Genomic DNA, 13,878 nt, shown 5'->3' on the forward strand with positions numbered 1-13,878 from the left:
TCCCTGAAAACATTGCAGCGCCTTGGGTGCGCGGGGTTGCGGTGGTATATTGCGCGGCCTGTTCGGCCTGCCCGTGCCGCGTGCTATCCCGCCTCGGGAATGCTGCGTCTGCCTATGGAAGGCTGTATCACAAGGAGTTTGGATGAGCGCCGAAAATGCCTACGCCGTCGAGCTGAAGGGCCTGACCTTCAAGCGTGGCGCACGCACCATCTTTGACAACGTCGATATCCGCATCCCGCGTGGCAAGGTCACCGGCATCATGGGGCCTTCCGGTTGCGGCAAGACCACCCTGCTGCGCCTGATCGCGGCCCAGCTCAAGCCGGCCAGCGGCCAGGTCTGGGTCAACGGGCAGAACCTGCCGAGCCTGTCGCGCAGCGAGCTGTTCGACATGCGCAAGCAGTTCGGTGTGCTGTTCCAGAGCGGTGCGCTGTTCACCGACCTCGATGTGTTCGAGAACGTGGCCTTTCCGCTGCGGGTGCACACGCACCTGTCCGACGAGATGATTCGCGACATCGTGCTGATGAAGTTGCAGGCCGTGGGCCTGCGCGGGGCCTACGAGCTGATGCCGGATGAGCTGTCTGGCGGCATGAAGCGCCGCGTGGCGCTGGCCCGGGCGATCGCCCTGGATCCGCAGATCCTGATGTATGACGAGCCGTTCGTCGGTCAGGACCCGATCGCCATGGGCGTGCTGGTGCGCCTGATCCGCCTGCTCAACGATGCCCTGGGCATCACCAGTATCGTGGTCTCCCACGACCTGGCGGAAACCGCCAGCATTGCCGACTACCTCTATGTGGTGGGCGATGGCCAGGTGCTCGGCCAGGGCACTCCGGCCGAGCTGATGCATTCGGACAACCCGCGCATCCAGCAGTTCATGCAGGGCATTCCGGATGGTCCGGTGCCTTTCCACTATCCGGCGCCGGATTACCTTGATGATTTGTTGGGAGCGCGTTGATGCGTAAGTCGTCCCCGCTCGAGCGCATTCGCCTGCTGGGCCGTTCCGGGATCGATGTGGTCCAGGTCCTCGGGCGCTCGTCGCTGTTTCTGCTCAGTTCGCTGTTCGGCCGCAGCGGCCTGCGCAATGGCTTCCAGCTGTTGGTACGCCAGTTGTACTCGGTCGGCGTGCTGTCGTTGCCGATCATCGTGGTCGCCGGGCTGTTCATCGGCATGGTCCTGGCGCTGCAGGGCTTCAACATCCTCAGCAGCTATGGTTCGGAGCAGGCGGTCGGGCAGATGGTTGCCCTGACCCTGTTGCGCGAGCTGGGTCCGGTGGTGACCGGCTTGCTGTTCGCCGGGCGTGCCGGTTCGGCGCTGACCGCCGAGATCGGCAACATGAAGTCCACCGAGCAGCTGTCCAGCCTGGAAATGATCGGCGTCGACCCGCTCAAGTACATCATCGCCCCGCGCCTGTGGGCCGGCTTCATCTCCATGCCGCTGCTGGCCACCATTTTCAGCGTGGTCGGCATCTGGGGCGGGGCGATGGTCGCGGTGGACTGGCTGGGCGTCTACGACGGCTCGTTCTGGTCGAACATGCAGAACAGTGTGGAATTCACCGAAGATGTGCTCAACGGCGTGATCAAGAGCATCGTCTTCGCCTTCGTGGTGACCTGGATCGCCGTGTTCCAGGGCTATGACTGCGAACCCACTTCGGAAGGCATCAGCCGCGCCACGACCAAGACCGTGGTGTATGCCTCCCTGGCCGTACTCGGCCTCGACTTTATTCTGACCGCCCTGATGTTTGGAGATCTCTGATGCAAAGCCGCTCCCTGGAAATCGGCGTCGGCCTGTTCCTGCTGGCTGGATTGCTGGCCCTGCTGCTGTTGGCCCTGCGAGTCAGTGGCCTGTCCGCGGCAAGTTCGGGCGACACCTACAAGCTCTACGCGAATTTCGACAATATTGCCGGTTTGACGGTCAGAGCCAAGGTGACCATGGCCGGTGTGACCATCGGCAAGGTCACCGCCATCGACCTGGACCGCGACAGCTACACCGGGCGGGTGACCATGGAAATCGAGAATCGCGTCGACAACCTGCCGGCCGACTCCACCGCATCCATCCTCACCGCCGGCCTGCTCGGCGAGAAATACATCGGCATCAGCGTCGGTGGCGAAGAGGAAGTGCTGAAAGGCGATGGGGTGATCCAGGACACCCAGTCGGCCCTGGTGCTGGAAGACCTGATCGGCAAGTTCCTGATCAATTCGGTGAATAAAGAAAGCAAATGAGGATTTTCACCATGCTGAAGACTCTGCGAAACGGCCTGCTGGTCATGCTCGCCGCCCTGCCGTTGCTGGTTCAGGCGGCGCCCAGCGCCCATGACGTGGTGCAGCAGACCACCGATCAGCTGCTTGGCGACCTGAAGGCCAACAAGGCCACCTACAAACAGACCCCGCAGGACTTCTATGCGGCGCTGGATCGCATCCTCGGTCCGGTGGTCGACAGCGAAGGCATCTCGCGCAGCATCATGACCGTGAAGTACTCGCGCAAGGCCAATGCCGAGCAGATGAAGCGCTTCGAGGACAACTTCAAGCGCAGCCTGATGCAGTTCTACGGCAATGCCCTGCTCGAATACGACAACCAGGGCATCCGCGTGCTGCCGGCCAAGGCCGAGGGCGCCGAGCGCGCCAGCGTCGGCATGGAAGTGACGGACAGCAAGGGCACCATCTACCCGGTGTCCTACACCATGGTGCAGATCAACGGCCAGTGGATGCTGCGCAACGTGATCATCAACGGCATCAACATCGGCAAGTTGTTCCGCGACCAGTTCGCCGACAGCATGCAGAAGAACGGCAACGACCTGGACAAGACCATCGACGGCTGGGCCGACGTGGTCGCCAAGGCCAAGGACAGCGCCGAAGGCCAGCAGGCCGCCGGTCAATGAACGGCGGCTCCGTGCGCCAGGCCGACAGCGGCGAGCTGCAGCTGCTTGGCACGCTCGACTACCGCACCGGCCCGGCCGTGCGCGAGGCCGGGCGCCGGCTGATCCAGGCCAGTCAGCAGGCAAACCTGGTGCTGGACTGTGCGGCGGTGGAGAAGTCCAGCAGTGTCGGTCTGTCGCTGCTGCTGGCCTTTCTGCGCGATGCCAGGGCGGCGGGCAAGACCCTGAGCATTCGCGGCTTGCCGGCGGACATGCAGAAAATCGCCAAGGTTTCCGGCCTGCTCGAGCTGCTCGTTCCGCCGGCTTGAGCGCCGCATCGCGGCTCGCGCGCAGGCTGCAGGGCCCTCCGTCAGCGATACCGGCATCCGGGCTTCGCAGGCGGGGGGCTTTTTTGTATCATGGCCGGCCCGCGAGCCTCGGCCCGCCAATGATTCCTTATGCGCCGATCGAGGTTGAGCATGCAGGCCGTCGAAGTAAAAAGCCTCCTGGAAGCCAAAATGCCGAACACCCGTGTCGAGGTGGAAGGCGAGGGCTGCAATTTCCAGCTGAACCTGATCAGCGATGAGCTGGCCGCCCTCAGCCCGGTCAAGCGCCAGCAACAAGTCTATGCCCACCTCAATGCCTGGATCGCCGATGGCAGTATCCACGCAGTGACCATGAAATTCTTCAGCCAGGCCGCCTGGGCCGAGCGCTCCTGAGCCTGCGGGCAGCGAGATAGCAATGGATAAACTGATTATTACCGGCGGTATCCGCCTCGACGGCGAAATCCGCATTTCCGGGGCGAAGAACGCCGCCCTGCCGATTCTCGCCGCCACCCTGCTGGCCGATACCCCGGTCACCGTGTGCAACCTGCCGCACCTGCACGACATCACCACCATGATCGAGCTGTTCGGGCGCATGGGCGTGCAACCGGTGATCGACGAGAAGCTCAGCGTCGAAGTCGACGCCAGCAGCATCAAAACCCTGGTCGCGCCCTATGAGCTGGTGAAGACCATGCGTGCCTCGATCCTGGTGCTCGGCCCAATGGTCGCCCGTTTCGGTGAGGCCGAAGTCGCGCTGCCCGGCGGTTGCGCCATCGGCTCGCGTCCGGTCGACCTGCACATCCGCGGCCTGGAAGCCATGGGTGCGAAGATCGACGTCGAAGGCGGCTACATCAAGGCCAAGGCGCCGGAAGGCGGCCTGCGTGGCGCGCACTTCTTCTTCGATATTGTCAGCGTGACCGGTACCGAGAACATCATGATGGCCGCGGCCCTGGCCAAGGGCCGTACCGTGCTGGAAAACGCCGCGCGTGAGCCGGAAGTGGTCGACCTGGCCAACTTCATCAACGCCATGGGCGGCAAGGTCAGCGGTGCCGGTACCGACACCATCACCATCGACGGCGTCGAGCGCCTCGGTGGCGGTCGCTACAGCGTGATGCCCGACCGCATCGAAACCGGCACCTACCTGGTGGCCGCTGCCGCCACCGGTGGCCGGGTCAAGCTCAAGGACACCGATCCGACCATTCTCGAGGCGGTACTGTCGAAGCTGCAGGAAGCGGGCGCCGAGATCACCACCGGCAAGGACTGGATCGAGCTGGACATGAAGGGCAAGCGGCCGAAGGCGGTCAACGTGCGCACCGCGCCGTACCCGGCCTTCCCGACCGACATGCAGGCCCAGTTCATCTCCCTCAACGCCATCGCCGAGGGTACCGGCACCGTCATCGAGACCGTGTTCGAGAACCGCTTCATGCACGTCTACGAGATGAACCGCATGGGCGCGCAGATCCTGGTCGAGGGCAACACCGCCATCGTCACCGGCGTGCCACAGCTCAAGGGCGCCCCGGTGATGGCCACCGACCTGCGCGCGTCCGCCAGCCTGGTGATTGCCGCCCTGGTGGCCGAAGGCGAAACCCTGATCGACCGCATCTACCACATCGACCGTGGTTACGAGTGCATCGAAGAGAAACTGCAGCTGCTGGGCGCCAAGATCCGCCGCGTGCCGGGCTAGGTTGGGCTGAGCTTGGCGAAGCCCAACAGCCAGCCCGAACGGGCTGGTCATTGTTCTAAGGAAACCGCTTCATGCTGACCATCGCCCTGTCCAAAGGCCGTATTCTCGATGACACCCTGCCGTTGCTGGCCGAAGCCGGCATCGTGCCCACCGAGAACCCGGAAAAGAGCCGCAAGCTGATCATCCCCACCACCCAGGAAGATGTGCAGCTGCTGATCGTCCGCGCCACCGACGTGCCGACCTATGTCGAGCATGGCGCGGCCGATATCGGCGTGGCCGGCAAGGACGTGCTGCTCGAGTACGGCGGCCAGCTCTACGAGCCGCTGGACCTGCAGATCGCCAAATGCAAGCTGATGACCGCCGGCAAGGTCGGCGCGCCGGAGCCGAAAGGCCGCCTGCGCGTGGCCACCAAGTTCGTCAACGTGGCCAAGCGCTACTACGCCGAGCAGGGCCGCCAGGTCGAGGTGATCAAGCTGTACGGTTCCATGGAGCTGGCACCGCTGGTCGGTCTGGCCGACAAGATCATCGACGTGGTCGATACCGGCAATACCCTGCGTGCCAACGGCCTGGAAGCCCAGGAGCTGATCGCCACCATCAGCTCGCGGCTGATCGTCAACAAGGCGTCGATGAAGATGCAGCACAGTCGCATCCAGGCGCTGATCGATACCCTGCGTGCCGCCGTCGAGTCGCGACACCCCAGCTGACACCCCTAGCGCGACATCGCGTCGCGCCCGCCTATCCGTGTCATAGCCAGAATTCTCAGGTGCCCGCGCGGAGCGGCTGGTACTCTACGGGCGCCTGAGCATTTGCCAATCATGAGGCCCGCTATGACCGTACCTATCGCCATCCGCCGACTCAACGCCGCCGACCAGGACTTCGCTCGTCATCTGGATCATCTGCTGAGCTGGGAAAGCGTGTCGGACGACGCGGTCAACCAGCGCGTGCTGGAGATCATCCAGGCCGTGCGCAGCAGGGGCGATGCCGCCCTGGTCGAGTACACCAAGCAGTTCGACGGCCTGGACGTCGCCGCCATGGCCGACCTGATCCTGCCGCGCGAGCGCCTGGAGCTGGCCCTGACCCGCATCACCCCCGAGCAGCGCAGCGCCCTGGAAAAGGCTGCCGAGCGCGTGCGCCTGTACCACGAGCGGCAGAAGCAGGATTCCTGGACCTACCTTGAGCCCGACGGCACGGTGCTGGGGCAGAAGGTCACCCCGCTGGACCGCGCCGGCCTCTATGTGCCGGGCGGCAAGGCGTCCTATCCGTCGTCGGTGCTGATGAACGCCATCCCGGCCAAGGTCGCCGGCGTGCCGGAAGTGGTGATGGTGGTGCCGACCCCGCGCGGCGAGATCAACGAGATCGTCCTCGCCGCCGCCTGCATCGCCGGCGTCGACCGGGTATTCACCATCGGTGGTGCCCAGGCCGTGGCCGCGCTGGCCTATGGCACCGAGAGCGTGCCGCCGGTGGACAAGATAGTCGGGCCGGGCAATATCTATGTGGCCACCGCCAAGCGCCACGTGTTCGGCAAGGTCGGCATCGACATGATCGCCGGGCCGTCGGAAATCCTCGTGGTGTGCGACGGCCAGACCGATCCGGACTGGATCGCCATGGACCTGTTCTCCCAGGCCGAGCACGACGAAGACGCCCAGTCGATCCTGGTTAGCCCGGATGCGGCCTTCCTCGACCGCGTCGCCGCAAGCATCGCCAAGCTGCTGCCGACCCTGGAGCGCGAAACGATTGCCCGCACTTCTCTCGAAGGCCGCGGCGCGCTGATCCAGGTCGCCGATATGGCCCAGGCCATCGAGGTGGCAAACCGCATCGCCCCGGAGCACCTGGAGCTGTCGGTGGAAAACCCCGAGCAGTATCTGCCGCTGATCCGCCATGCCGGCGCGATCTTTATGGGCCGCTACACCGCGGAAGCGCTGGGCGATTACTGCGCCGGGCCCAACCACGTGTTGCCGACCTCCGGCACCGCGCGCTACTCCTCGCCGCTGGGCGTGTACGACTTCCAGAAGCGCTCGTCGATCATCCACTGCTCGGCAGAAGGTGCGTCGGAGCTGGGCAAGGTCGCCAGCGTGCTGGCCCGCGGCGAGTCGCTGACTGCGCATGCGCGCAGCGCCGAGTACCGCATCAAGAACTGAATTTTCGCAGGCGCGCCGCGCGCGCCTTACTCAAGAATCGAGGAGAGAAGGGCAGATGAGCAAATTCTGGAGCCCCTTCGTCAAGGACCTGGTGCCCTACGTGCCGGGTGAGCAGCCGAAACTGGCCAAGCTGGTCAAGCTCAATACCAACGAGAACCCCTACGGCCCGTCGCCCAAGGCGATCGCCGCCATGCAGGCCGAGCTGGGCGACAGCTTGCGCCTGTATCCGGACCCCAACAGCGATCGCCTGAAACAGGCGGTGGCCGACTACTACGGCGTGAGCACCGCCCAGGTATTCGTCGGCAACGGTTCCGACGAGGTGCTGGCGCACGCCTTCCACGGCCTGTTCCAGCACGGCCGGCCGTTGCTGTTCCCGGATGTCACCTACAGCTTCTACCCGGTGTACTGCGGCCTGTACGGCATTCCCTACGAGGCCTTGCCGCTGGATGAGCAGTTCCAGATCCGCGTGGAAGACTACGCGCGGCCCAATGGCGGCATCATCTTCCCCAACCCCAATGCGCCGACCGGCTGTGCCCTGGGCCTGGCGGCCATCGAACAGATGCTCAAGGCCAACCCGGACACCGTGGTGCTGGTCGACGAGGCCTATATCGACTTCGGTGGCGAAACGGCGATCGGCCTGGTGAACCAGTATCCCAACCTGCTGGTGACCCAGACCCTGTCCAAGTCGCGCTCCCTGGCCGGCCTGCGCGTCGGCCTGGCGGTGGGCCACCCGGACCTGATCGAGGCGCTGGAGCGGATCAAGAACAGCTTCAACTCCTACCCGCTGGACCGCATGGCGATTGCCGGTGCGGCGGCGGCGTTCGAGGATCGGGCCTACTTCCAGCAGACCTGCCAGGCGGTGATCGCCAGCCGCGAGGCGCTGGTCGCCGCCATGACTGGCCTGGGTTTCGAGGTGCTGCCATCGGCCGCCAATTTCATCTTCGCCCGCCACCCGCAGCGCGATGCCGGCGAGCTGGCCGCGGCCCTGCGTGAGCACGGGGTGATCGTGCGGCACTTCAAGCAGCAGCGCATTGCCCAGTTCCTGCGCATCACCATCGGTGCGCCGGAGCAGAGCCAGGCGTTGCTGGATGCCCTGGGACAGATTCTCTGAAATAGACAACGGCGCCCAAAGGTGCCGTTTTTCATGCTGAGTCGCTTGAGCGGCTTCAGCCGCGAAGCCCGTCGTTACTGCGACTCTTGTTCCAGCTGCTGCAGGCGCTGTTGACTCTGGGCGTTGGCCTGGTCGATCTGCTGTTTGAGCTGGTCCATCTGCTGCTGTGCCTGCTTGGCTTGTTCGGCCTGCAGGACGGCGGTGGTCGCGGTGGCGCCGGCGTCGCAGCCGTTCAGGGCGAGGATCAGCAAGGCAGAAATGAGGGCTGTACGCATGGCGGGCTCCGGCAAGGGTAGGGCGTCACCATAGCCTGCCTCGGGCATCGCGGCCAGTCGCCGCGTCGAGCTGGCCGGATTGCTCGGCTGAATCAGCCGTAGCGCTTTTTCGCCTCGATGGCCAGGCCGCTGCCGATGCTGCCGAAGGTGTTGCCTTCGGTGGCGCGGGCATTCGGCAGCAGGGCGCAGATGCTCTGGCGCAGGGCCGGGATGCCGCTGGAGCCGCCGGTGAAGAACACCGTGTCGATCTCCTCGGCTTTCACCCCGGCCTGCTGGAGCAGCTCGGCGACGCTGGCGGTGACCCGCTCCAGCAGGCCGCCGATGGCCTGGTCGAACAGCGGCCGGTCGAGCAGAACCTGCAGGCCGCTCTCGACCCGTTGCAGGTCGATACGGTGCTGGTCGTGCTCGGTCAGGGCGATCTTGCCTTCTTCCACCTGCATGGCCAGCCAGTGCCCGGCGCGCTGCTCGATCAGCTTGAACAGGCGGTCGATGCCGCTCGGGTCGACGATGTCGTAGCGCATGTTCTGCAGCGCCAGCTGCGACTTCTGCGCGTACACCGCGTTGATCGTGTGCCAGGTGGCCAGGTTGAGGTGGTAGCTGGTCGGCATGAAAGCGTCGCTCTTCATCCGGCTGCCATAGCCGAATAGCGGCATCACGCCTTCCAGGCTGAGCTGCTTGTCGAAGTCGGTGCCGCCGATGTGCACGCCGCCGGTGGCGAGGATGTCGCTTTGCCGGTCGGCCTGGTCGCGGCGTTCCGGCGACAGGCGGATCAGCGAGAAGTCCGAGGTGCCGCCGCCGATATCGACGATCAGCACGCGTTCCTCGCGGGTCACCGTGCGTTCGTAGTCGAAGGCCGCGGCGATCGGTTCGAACTGGAACGACACGTCCTTGAAACCGAGTTTGTTGGCCACCGCCACCAGAGTGTTGGCGGCTTCCTGGTCGGCGACCGGGTCGTCGTCGACGAAGAACACCGGGCGACCCAGTACCACCTGTTCGAACTCGCGGCCGGCGAAGGTTTCGGCACGCTTCTTCAGCTCGCCGATGAAGAAACCGAGCAAATCACGGAACGGCAGGGCGCTGCCGAGCACGGTGGTTTCGCTTTTCAGCAGCTTGGAGCCCAGCAGGCTCTTCAGCGAACGCATCAGGCGGCCTTCGTAGCCGTCCAGGTATTCGTGCAGGGCCAGGCGGCCATACACCGGGCGGCGTTCCTCGGTGTTGAAGAACACCACCGAGGGCAGGGTGATCTTGCCGTCTTCCAGTTCCAGCAGCGGCTCGACGCCTGCGCGCCACCAGCCGACGGTGGAGTTGGAAGTACCGAAGTCGATGCCCAGGGCATTGGCGGGAAGATCGAGACTCATGCTGCAGCGGTTCCGGGAAAAAACGGCCGCGCAGTTTATGCGAGAGCGGCGCGTCGTGCTCGGGGAATCTGCACCCGTGTGTCGGGGCGCGTCATGCCGGGCTGGGGGATGCGGGACGAATGCCGACTGACACCTGCAAGCCATGGATCGCCGCTGGCCAGGCCTGGCTTGGCCGACCCTCATGGCCGCCCGGCAAGTGCGTCGACATGGGCTAGGCTGAACTGAACGGGGAGGAGGCGACAATGCGTGCATGGCTGCTGGCCGGCTTGCTGCTGGGCCTGGTTCTGCCGAGCCCGGGTTCGGCCGAGTTGTTGCTGCTGACCGAGGAGGCACCGCCGACCAGCTATCGCCGCGACGGCAGGCTGGGTGGCTACTCGGTGGAAGTGGTGCGCATGCTGGTGCAGCGCACCGGGCATGCCGTGCACATGGAGTTGCTGCCCTGGACGCGGGCCTACCATCTGGTCAAGACCGAGCCCGACACGGCGCTGTTCTCCATGGTCCGAACCGAGGCGCGTGAGCCGCTGTTCCAGTGGGTGGGGCCGATCCTGCAGGGCACCACGCGCTTCTATTCGCTGAAGTCCAGCAACCTGCGCATCGATACCCTGGAGGATGTCGCCAACAGCGGCACCCTGGCCCTGCCCAAGCAGTGGTACAGCTTCGAGACCCTGCAGCGCATGGGCTTCACCAACCTCTACGGCGTGCCCAACTCCAGGCAGATGGTGATCATGCTCAAGCACGGCCGGGTCAAGCTGATCGCCGCCGAGGACGTGACCCTGCGCGAGGAGCTGGCCGCCGGCGGGCTGAGCACCGATGACGTGCAGGCCCACCTGAGCTTCATGAAGTCCGATTATTACATCGCGTTTTCCAGGCAGACCGCCCCCGCGGTGATCGCCGAGTGGCAGCGGCAGCTTGATGGGATGCGCCGGGACGGTAGCCTCATGCAGATCCGGCAGCGCTGGCTGCCTGAACCCGGCTCCGCAGAGCCCGCGCAATAGGAAATGCCCGGTGGCGTGCCACGGCGCTCATCGGGCCTGGCGTGGGAATGGATTTGTCGGCGATCGGGTCGCGACAGTTGCCACGCAACGTCGGTGAACGGCTGCCGGGTCATCGGTACGGGTAGTGGCGCCGGGTCTGATTCAGCTTGGCAGGGTCGCCCCGTGTTTTGGCACGGGTCGGTTGGCGTCGAGCGCGGGCCCGGCAGGCGGGGCAGGCTCGCCGGACCTCGGTGGGCAGCCTGCGGCAGTGCGTAAGCGGGATATGGCCTTTGCTTCGTTGCTGAAAGCTGGGTGCAAGGTTGATGGGGCTATATGGAGATCTTGGTGCATGGATGCTTTTGTAGTTTTGCTACATAATTGATCCTTCAGAGCAGACAACGACTTGTAGTGCAGACCATGCAAAGAGCTTCACATCACGACCTTAGAGCGCAGTTTCGCGCACTTCTTGCAGCTAATTCCTGCTATCACACGGCATCCGTGTTCGATCCCATGTCTGCGCGGATCGCCGCCGACCTCGGTTTCGAGGTGGGTATCCTGGGTGGTTCTGTAGCTTCACTACAAGTGCTGGCGGCGCCGGACTTTGCCCTGATCAGCCTCAGCGAGTTCGTCGAGCAGGCTACCCGCATCGGCCGGGTCGCCCGCCTGCCGGTGATCGCCGATGCCGACCACGGCTACGGCAACGCGCTCAACGTGATGCGCACGGTGGTCGAGCTGGAACGTGCCGGCATCGCCGCGTTGACCCTGGAAGACACCCTGCTGCCGGCCCAGTTCGGGCGCAAGTCCACCGACCTGATCGGCATCGACGAAGGCGTCGGCAAGATCCGCGCGGCGCTGGAGGCGCGGGTCGATCCCGACCTGGCGATCATCGCCCGTACCCATGCCGGCGTGCTGGATGTCGACGAGGTGATCCGCCGCACCCTGGCCTACCAGGCCGCCGGGGCCGATGCCATCTGCATGGTCGGGGTGCGCGATTTCGCCCATCTGGAGCTGATCGCGCAGAACCTCAGTGTGCCGCTGATGCTGGTCAGCTACGGCAACCCCTCGCTGCGCGACGACGCCCGCCTGGCCAGCCTCGGCGTACGCATCGTGGTCGACGGCCATGCCGCCTATTTCGCCGCGATCAAGGCCACCTACGACTGCCTGCGCGAGCAACGCGGCATCGCCGCCAGTGCGCACAGCGCCACCGAGTTGACCCACAAGTACACCCGGCCCGAGGACTACATCGTCTGGGCGCGCGAGTACATGGACGTGCAGGAGTAGACGAACTGCACTGGTAATTCGCCGCGCGCCTGCGCATAACTGTGACAGGGCAGTAGCGAGGCGGGAGGTTGTCATGGCCGGTGGCTGGAGCAGCGATGGCGCGGTGCAGGAACAGATCGACAGCAGCATCGAGGATGCCGTCGCCCGAGCGCGCAGCCGGCTGCCGCGCGGTGCGAGCCTGAGCCATTGCGAGGAATGCGCCGCCGCCATTCCCGAAGCCCGGCGCCAAGCCGTACCCGGGGTGCGCCTGTGCGTGGCCTGCCAGAGCGAGCACGACCAGGAGCAGGCGCAGTTCGCCGGCTACAACCGGCGCGGCAGCAAGGACAGCCAGCTGCGCTGATCAGGGCGTGATCGAGTAGCCGCGGCTCTGCATGCAGCTGGAGTAGGCCGAGCTCGAGGTACTGGCCGTCTGCTCGGTCGTGCGCCTGTCGTCACGCCGATCCCTGCGGTCGCGGGAGCCACCGACCACCATGCCGACGGCTGCGGCCTCGCGTGCCTGGTCCTGCCGGTATTCCTGTTTCACATCATCGTCCACCCGGTCATAGGCCTCTTCGTGGCGTTCGCCGCGCACCTCGGCCGCCGCCGCACCCGCCACTGCCCCGGCAGCCGCGCCACGTAGCCGGCCGCCACCGTCACTCCCGCTGTCACTGGTGCTGGTCGAGCTGCCGGCGGCCTGGCTCTGGCAGGCGGCGATATCACTCTGGATCTGTTGCTGGGTCTGGCCGTTCAACGGCACCAGGGTTTCGGCGTGCACCGGGCCGAGGCTGAACAGCAGCAGGAAGGCGGTGCTGGCCGAGAGGGGCTTGAGGGAAGGCATACGGGTATCTCGCGCAGTGGAGGTACCTTTGACTTTAGTCCTCGACTGCCCGGGTGCATGGCCGCCGGTCAATAAAAGACTCGACCCGCTGGTCAGGCTGGGCGGCCGTTCAGTAATATGGATAGCTTGCTAATTATGTGTCGGGTTACCTTCTGTGCATAACACCTCTCGTCCGGGGCTGGGGATACTGCTGATCCTCTGTTCCGGCCTGCTGCTGGCCAGCCAGGATGCGCTGTCGAAGATCCTCACGGCGGTGTATCCGGTGCTGCTGGTGGTGTGGCTGCGCTACCTGTCACAGAGCGTGCTGATGCTGGCGCTGTTTGCGCCGCGCATGGGCTGGAGCCTGGTGCGCACCCAACGGCCCTGGCTGCAGCTGGTGCGCGGCCTGAGCTTGGTGGCGATTACCCTACTGTTCTACAGCGCGCTGCGCTTTATCCCCCTGGGCGAAGCCACGGCGGTAATCTTCCTCGCGCCGCTGGTGGTCATCGTGCTGTCGGCGACCTGGCTGAAAGAGCACATCAGCCGCGGCCTGTGGCTGTCGGTGGGCTGCGGCCTGCTCGGCGTGCTGCTGATCGTGCGTCCCGGTGGTGCGCTGTTCACTCCGGCGATCCTGCTGCCGCTGGGCGCGGCGCTCTGCTTCGGCCTGTATCAGCTGCTGACCCGGCGGCTGAGCGCGACCGACCACCCGGCCACCAGCAACTTCCTCTCTGCCCTGGTCGGCACCCTGAGCATGAGCGTGTTACTGCCCTGGGCCTGGCAGACGCCGAGCCTGGTGGATGGCCTGTTGATGGCGACCCTGGGCGCCACCGCCATGACCGGCCACATGCTGCTGACCCACGCCTACCGCTTCGCCAGCGCGGCCAGCCTGGCGCCGTTCACCTACGGCCAGATCGTCACCGCCACGCTGCTCGGCCTGGTGTTCTTCGACCATGCCCCGGATGCCTGGTCGATCCTCGGCATGACGGTGATCATCCTCAGCGGCGCGGCCTTGGCCTGGGGGCAGCGGACCCGGTAGGTTGGGTTTGATGTAGGTTGTGGTTGAGCGCAGCGAAGCCCAACGGGCGGTGTC

General features: G+C 65.3%; 17 protein-coding genes. 14 read left to right on the forward strand and 3 right to left on the reverse strand.

Annotated elements, in window-relative coordinates:
- The first annotated feature begins 142 nt into the window (after nucleotides 1-142).
- From F3I16_RS05945 to hisC, 10 genes are all read left to right on the forward strand, one after another.
- Nucleotides 143-952: an ABC transporter ATP-binding protein gene (locus F3I16_RS05945; RefSeq protein WP_160492775.1), complete on the forward strand. Its 810-nt coding sequence runs from the start codon at nucleotides 143-145 to the stop codon at nucleotides 950-952.
- Complete coding sequence (mlaE, locus tag F3I16_RS05950) at nucleotides 952-1,749, forward strand: lipid asymmetry maintenance ABC transporter permease subunit MlaE (protein WP_160492776.1); 798 nt, start codon at nucleotides 952-954, stop codon at nucleotides 1,747-1,749. The genes F3I16_RS05945 and mlaE overlap by 1 nt, the downstream gene beginning before the upstream one ends.
- A complete protein-coding gene (gene mlaD / locus F3I16_RS05955) occupies nucleotides 1,749-2,216 on the forward strand; it encodes an outer membrane lipid asymmetry maintenance protein MlaD (RefSeq protein WP_160082030.1) in 468 nt (155 codons plus the stop codon). Before mlaE ends, mlaD begins: the two co-directional genes overlap by 1 nt.
- An 11-nt stretch (nucleotides 2,217-2,227) precedes the next feature.
- Nucleotides 2,228-2,872 carry a phospholipid-binding protein MlaC gene (locus F3I16_RS05960; RefSeq protein ID WP_160492777.1) on the forward strand — a complete coding sequence of 215 codons (645 nt, stop codon included), beginning with the start codon at nucleotides 2,228-2,230 and terminating at the stop codon, nucleotides 2,870-2,872.
- Nucleotides 2,869-3,177 (forward strand): lipid asymmetry maintenance protein MlaB, encoded by a 309-nt coding sequence (locus F3I16_RS05965; RefSeq protein ID WP_160492778.1) that lies wholly within the window; start codon nucleotides 2,869-2,871, stop codon nucleotides 3,175-3,177. Before F3I16_RS05960 ends, F3I16_RS05965 begins: the two co-directional genes overlap by 4 nt.
- 150 nt (nucleotides 3,178-3,327) lie before the next feature.
- The gene (locus F3I16_RS05970) at nucleotides 3,328-3,567 is read left to right on the forward strand and encodes a BolA family protein (RefSeq protein ID WP_160492779.1); all 240 of its coding nucleotides are present in this window, start codon (nucleotides 3,328-3,330) and stop codon (nucleotides 3,565-3,567) included.
- 22 nt (nucleotides 3,568-3,589) lie between these two features.
- On the forward strand, nucleotides 3,590-4,855 hold the full coding sequence (gene murA / locus F3I16_RS05975) for a UDP-N-acetylglucosamine 1-carboxyvinyltransferase (protein ID WP_160492780.1): 1,266 nt from the start codon (nucleotides 3,590-3,592) through the stop codon (nucleotides 4,853-4,855).
- Nucleotides 4,856-4,926: 71 nt separating this feature from the next.
- Nucleotides 4,927-5,559 (forward strand): ATP phosphoribosyltransferase, encoded by a 633-nt coding sequence (hisG, locus tag F3I16_RS05980; RefSeq protein WP_160492781.1) that lies wholly within the window; start codon nucleotides 4,927-4,929, stop codon nucleotides 5,557-5,559.
- A gap of 123 nt (nucleotides 5,560-5,682) precedes the next feature.
- Nucleotides 5,683-6,993 (forward strand): histidinol dehydrogenase, encoded by a 1,311-nt coding sequence (gene hisD, locus F3I16_RS05985; RefSeq protein ID WP_160492782.1) that lies wholly within the window; start codon nucleotides 5,683-5,685, stop codon nucleotides 6,991-6,993.
- 55 nt (nucleotides 6,994-7,048) lie between these two features.
- The gene (gene hisC, locus F3I16_RS05990) at nucleotides 7,049-8,104 is read left to right on the forward strand and encodes a histidinol-phosphate transaminase (protein ID WP_160492783.1); all 1,056 of its coding nucleotides are present in this window, start codon (nucleotides 7,049-7,051) and stop codon (nucleotides 8,102-8,104) included.
- Between the two features lie 74 nt (nucleotides 8,105-8,178).
- Here hisC and F3I16_RS05995 read toward each other — a convergent pair whose 3' ends face one another.
- A complete protein-coding gene (locus tag F3I16_RS05995; RefSeq protein ID WP_160492784.1) occupies nucleotides 8,179-8,379 on the reverse strand; it encodes a hypothetical protein in 201 nt (66 codons plus the stop codon).
- Nucleotides 8,380-8,471: 92 nt separating this feature from the next.
- Nucleotides 8,472-9,737 (reverse strand): Hsp70 family protein, encoded by a 1,266-nt coding sequence (locus tag F3I16_RS06000; RefSeq protein ID WP_160492785.1) that lies wholly within the window; start codon nucleotides 9,735-9,737, stop codon nucleotides 8,472-8,474.
- Nucleotides 9,738-9,979: 242 nt separating this feature from the next.
- Between F3I16_RS06000 and F3I16_RS06005 the strand changes: the two genes are divergently transcribed.
- The 3 genes from F3I16_RS06005 (at nucleotide 9,980) to F3I16_RS06015 (ending at nucleotide 12,332) form a co-directional block, all read left to right on the forward strand.
- Nucleotides 9,980-10,732 carry an ABC transporter substrate-binding protein gene (locus tag F3I16_RS06005; RefSeq protein ID WP_160492786.1) on the forward strand — a complete coding sequence of 251 codons (753 nt, stop codon included), beginning with the start codon at nucleotides 9,980-9,982 and terminating at the stop codon, nucleotides 10,730-10,732.
- Between the two features lie 396 nt (nucleotides 10,733-11,128).
- Nucleotides 11,129-11,992: an oxaloacetate decarboxylase gene (locus tag F3I16_RS06010; protein WP_160492787.1), complete on the forward strand. Its 864-nt coding sequence runs from the start codon at nucleotides 11,129-11,131 to the stop codon at nucleotides 11,990-11,992.
- Nucleotides 11,993-12,065: 73 nt separating this feature from the next.
- The gene (locus tag F3I16_RS06015; RefSeq protein WP_160492788.1) at nucleotides 12,066-12,332 is read left to right on the forward strand and encodes a DksA/TraR family C4-type zinc finger protein; all 267 of its coding nucleotides are present in this window, start codon (nucleotides 12,066-12,068) and stop codon (nucleotides 12,330-12,332) included.
- Here the strand turns inward: F3I16_RS06015 and F3I16_RS06020 are convergent, their stop codons facing one another.
- The gene (locus F3I16_RS06020) at nucleotides 12,333-12,809 is read right to left on the reverse strand and encodes a YMGG-like glycine zipper-containing protein (RefSeq protein ID WP_160492789.1); all 477 of its coding nucleotides are present in this window, start codon (nucleotides 12,807-12,809) and stop codon (nucleotides 12,333-12,335) included. It lies immediately after the preceding gene.
- Between the two features lie 154 nt (nucleotides 12,810-12,963).
- Between F3I16_RS06020 and F3I16_RS06025 the strand changes: the two genes are divergently transcribed.
- Nucleotides 12,964-13,824 (forward strand): DMT family transporter, encoded by an 861-nt coding sequence (locus tag F3I16_RS06025; protein ID WP_372239596.1) that lies wholly within the window; start codon nucleotides 12,964-12,966, stop codon nucleotides 13,822-13,824.
- Nucleotides 13,825-13,878: the final 54 nt, after the last annotated feature.

The organism is Pseudomonas sp. L-22-4S-12 (assembly GCF_009799935.1).
Lineage (GTDB): Bacteria > Pseudomonadota > Gammaproteobacteria > Pseudomonadales > Pseudomonadaceae > Aquipseudomonas.